Annotated in this window: 3 protein-coding genes; 2 read left to right on the plus strand and 1 reads right to left on the minus strand. The window is 73.1% G+C overall.

Going from position 1 to position 3,855, the window contains the following annotated elements; translation table 11 throughout:
- Positions 1 to 203 precede the first annotated feature (203 nt).
- Positions 204 to 1,442 carry an alpha/beta hydrolase family protein gene (locus ACFV61_RS15635; protein WP_380492094.1) on the minus strand — a complete coding sequence of 413 codons (1,239 nt, stop codon included), beginning with the start codon at positions 1,440 to 1,442 and terminating at the stop codon, positions 204 to 206.
- 446 nt (positions 1,443 to 1,888) lie between these two features.
- On the opposite strand from ACFV61_RS15635, the gene ACFV61_RS15640 reads away from it, so the two are divergent.
- Both ACFV61_RS15640 and ACFV61_RS15645 read left to right on the plus strand, forming a co-directional pair.
- Positions 1,889 to 2,560: a DUF4097 family beta strand repeat-containing protein gene (locus ACFV61_RS15640; protein WP_380335806.1), complete on the plus strand. Its 672-nt coding sequence runs from the start codon at positions 1,889 to 1,891 to the stop codon at positions 2,558 to 2,560.
- 54 nt (positions 2,561 to 2,614) lie between these two features.
- Positions 2,615 to 3,754, plus strand: coding sequence for a serine hydrolase domain-containing protein (locus ACFV61_RS15645; RefSeq protein WP_380492096.1), 1,140 nt, complete (start codon positions 2,615 to 2,617; stop codon positions 3,752 to 3,754).
- The last annotated feature ends 101 nt before the right edge of the window (positions 3,755 to 3,855 follow it).

Here is a 3,855-nt window from a genome sequence, read left to right on the forward strand (position 1 = left end):
CGGGCGCGGGGCGCCGCGCCCGGCGCGGGCGGGGGGGGGGGGGGGGGGGGGGGGGCCCGCGCCGCCCCGCGGCCGCCCCCCCGGCGCCCCCGGCCGGGGGGGGGGCCCCCCCCCCCGCCACGGTCTCGGAGCAGCGTCTCGGTGCAGCGTCGTGGAGCAGCGTCGCGGGGCGACGTCTTGGTGCAGCGCCTCAGGCCGGCGTCTCAGGGCAGGTACGTCACCTCGGGGAAGGCCGCGGACGGGCCGTCGAGGAGACGGCTGGGGCGGTGCCGCAGGTGCAGGTCGAAGAAGGCCACCGGGTACGCCTGCTGGATCTTCACCGCGCGGGCCGGGTCGAGGGTGCCGATCATGTCCCGGACCTGTTCGTCGGTCAGGCCGAGGAGCTTGGCGGCCTGCGGGATCAGCACCTGGTCGTCGCCGTACGAGACGTGCACGGCGCCCTGGGCCTGGACGTCGAGCCGCCAGCCGCGCAGGTGCGGCCAGAACTCGGCGACGGCCGGCTGGCCGGCCCGGGTGAACGCGGCGGTCATCATCATGAACGGCCGGTCCAGGTCGGTGGTGATGGTCGGCTGCATCGGGCCGTCCAGGCTCAGCCCGGCGCGGACGCGCCGGTCGGCGAGCATGGTGTAGGCGGTGGCCGTGCCGCCCTTGGACCAGCCGAACATGCCGATCCGGTCCGGGTCGAGGGCGTGCAGCAGGCCGGCGGGCAGCGGCCTGCCGTCGGTGTCGGGGTTGCGCCCGGCGGCGAGGGCGTCGACCTGGTCGAGGAGGAAGCGGATGTCCGCGGCGAAGTCCTTCGGCCCCATCGGGATGCTCCGGTCCGGGGTGAGGACCAGGCCGTCGGGGAACTCGGTGATCGCGTCGCGGGTGTGGTCGACGGTGACCACCACGTAGCCGTGGCTGGCGAGTTCCTGGACCATCACGGTGTGGTCGGCGCGGTGGCTGTGCGCGCCGTGCGAGTAGACGACGACGGGCAGGCGGCGGCCCGCGCGGTGGACCGGGGCGCCCACGCGGCCGGAGGTGAGCGGGGCGAGGGCGGGGTCGATGGCGAAGCCCGTGTCCGCGAGGAACGCCCGCAGTGCGCCGTCGGCCATCCAGGGCGCGAGCGGGTACTCCCCGGCCTCGCGGGCGGGGTACCAGACGCTCGCCATCAGCTCGCGGAACCGGCCCGGGCCGGCCAGCGGGTCCGGGCGGGAGGCGTCGAGCAGGTGCAGCGGGACGGTGCCCACGGGGTGCGGCCCGGTGGGCTCGGGCAGGGTGAGCCGCGCCGGGCCGCCGGCGGCGGTGGCGGCGGACCCGGGGGTGGCGGCCCTGCCCGTTGCCCACGCGGGGCGGGCGAGGGCGAGCGGTGCGGCGGCCCCGGTGGCTCCGGCGGCCAGTGCAGCCCCCAGCAGGCGGCGGCGCGTCATGGCGTGTCGGCTCGTGAACGGCGTGGTGGTCATGGGCCCTCCCTGGGTGTGCTGGACAGAACCGGGCCGAGGCGCACGGTCTTCGCAGGTGCGGCCGTCGTTCGACACCGGACGGCCGGGGAAGCGCCCCTGACGGACCGTCCGATGGATCTCCGTGCACCTGAACGGAAGGCTGTCATCGCGGCGTACCCGGCCACATCCGACCACCGGATGACGGTGCGGGGGCGCGCATTGGCCCGGGGGTTTACATCCGTGGGCTGATGCGGCGGCGTGCCGGGGCGGGGTGGCGCATAGCGTTCACGCTCAATCCAATGCAACGGGCGACGTGACTGACGTTGCGTTAAATCCGTAACTGTTGCAACGATAATGAGGTTCTGACCTGCGATGATGCTGATTGTGCGCAACATGCCTGTTGCCGTTAAGCGTGAAGGCAACGTAGCGTTTCCGTTGTCAGAAAGAACGAGCCACAGGAGAGCATCATGCAGAAGTTCGCCACCCCCGCCCCGGTCTCCGCCGTCCTCGACATCCCCGCCGGGCGCATCCGGCTCATCGCCGCCGACCGGGCCGACACCACGGTCGAGGTCCTGCCCGCCGACGCCTCGAAGAGCCGCGACGTGAAGGCGGCGGAGCGGACCACCGTCGAGTACGCCGACGGCGTCCTGCGAATCGAGGCGGCGGCGGCCGAGAACCGGATCCTCGGCCAGTCCGGCACCGTCGAGGTGACCGTCCAACTGCCCGCCGGCTCCCGCATCCAGGCGAAGACGGCCAGCGCCGAACTCCGGGGCGTCGGACGCCTCGGCGACGTCACCTTCGAAGGCGCGCAGGCCTCGGTCAAGCTCGACGAGACCGCCGGCGCCCACCTCGCAGTCCTCGCCGGCGACATCTCCGTCGGCCGCCTCGACGGCCCCGCCGAGATCACCACCGCCAAGGGCGACATCCACATCACCGAAGCCGTGCACGGCACGATCACGCTGCGCACCGAGGCCGGCGACGTGTCCGTCGGCGCGGCCCGCGGCGTCTCCGCCTCCCTGGACGCCGGCACCACCTACGGCCGGATCCACAACACGCTCAAGAACACCGACGGCGCCGCCGCCGGCCTGAGCATCCACGCGACCACCGCCTACGGCGACATCACCGCCCGCAGCCTCTGAAGCCCCAGCCCCAGCCCCAGCCCGCACACTCCGATCGCGAGACAAGGAACAACCATGAGTGAATCCCGCTACGCCGCCGAGATCGCCGTCGAGATCGCCGCAGGTCAGGACCGCCCGGAGCTCCAGCAAGCCATCCAGGAGTTCGTCGACGCCGGTTTCGCCGGGATACAACTGCGCGTGCACGACGAGCACGGGGAGTGGGTCGGCAGCGCCGGGGTGCGCAAGCTGGGCGAGGCCGCGAAGCCGTCGGTGGACGGGAAGTTCTGGGTGGGCAGCACCACCAAGACCTTCGTCGCGACCCTGGTGCTGCACCTGGTGGCCGACGGCGCGATCGGGCTGGACACCCCGGTGGTCGACCACCTGCCGCAGTTCGGGCTGGACCGGCGGATCACCGTGCGGATGCTGCTCCAGCACACCAGCGGCCTGGCCAGCTACACCGGAGACCTCGAACCCGACGGGACGTTCATGCCGGGGATCCCCGCGATGGGCAAGGAGTGGGTGGACAACCGGTTCCACAGCTACCGGCCCGAGGAGCTCGTGCAGTTCGCCCTGTCCAAGCCGGCACGGTTCGAGCCGGGCACCGACCAGAGCTACTCCAACACCAACTACACGCTGGCCGTGCTCCTGATCGAGCAGGCCGCCGGCCGCCCGTACGCCGAGGAGATGCAGCGGCGGATCCTGCGGCCGCTCGGACTGCGGGACACCATGGTGCCGGGCGACTCGCCGGAGCTCCCCGCGCCGCACGCCCACGGCTACTACCGCTACCAGGACGGCGACCAGTGGAAGGTGGTCGACGTCGCCCGCCAGAACCTCTCCCTCCTGGTCGGCGCCGGCGACCTGATCTCGACCACCCGGGACCTCCGCACGTTCTTCGCCGCACTCCTGGGCGGCAAGCTCCTGCCCGCCCCCCTGCTGGACGAGATGCGCACGCCGCACGGGATGCTCGGCTACGGCCTGGGCCTGTTCGTCCAGGACCTCGGCCCCGACGGCGGCACCATCGTCCACCACAACGGCGGCGCCCCCGGCGGCTACGGGGCACTGATGATCGGCACCCCCGGCGGCAGCAAGACCCTGACCGCAGGGCTCACCACCGGCGACTCCGCATCCGACCCGGCACAGGAGTTCCCCAAGGCGCTGGACCGGCTCATCAAGGCGGTGTTCGGCGGCGGAGGCGGCGTGCGGGCCGAAAGCTGACGGCGTGCGGTTTCGGCGTAAGGAGTGGGAAGTCGGGGGGGCCCTCGTGCCACTCAGTGCGGTGAAGGGGTGGTGCCCCGGCGCCGAGCGGTGGTGTGGGG

The organism is Kitasatospora sp. NPDC059817 (assembly GCF_042731835.1).
Taxonomy (GTDB): domain Bacteria; phylum Actinomycetota; class Actinomycetes; order Streptomycetales; family Streptomycetaceae; genus Kitasatospora.